Raw genomic sequence first — 272 nt, forward strand, 5'->3', positions numbered from 1 at the left:
TCGCAGCAGTGCATTCACTACCTCCACTGAAGCATTGCCCAAGTTGCCCAAGGCACGTGCTGCATTCTGACGCACCCAAGAATCCTCATCCACCAGTCGTCCCAGCAGTGCATCCACTACCTCCACTGAAGCATTGCCCAATTTGCCCAAGGCTTCTGCTGCCAACCGACGCACCGAAGAATTCTCATCCGCCAGTCGCAACAGCAGTGCATCCACTACCTCCACTGAAGCATTGCCCAACTTGCCCAAGGCTTCTGCTGCATTCTGACGCA

General features: G+C 55.5%; 1 protein-coding gene. It reads right to left on the bottom strand.

The features are described from left to right. On the bottom strand, positions 1-272 hold a 272-nt coding region (locus ACM0OZ_RS49320), incomplete at both ends, for a HEAT repeat domain-containing protein (protein ID WP_414590232.1).

Source organism: Scytonema sp. PCC 10023, assembly GCF_963920835.1.
Taxonomy (GTDB): Bacteria; Cyanobacteriota; Cyanobacteriia; order Cyanobacteriales; family Nostocaceae; genus Kalymmatonema.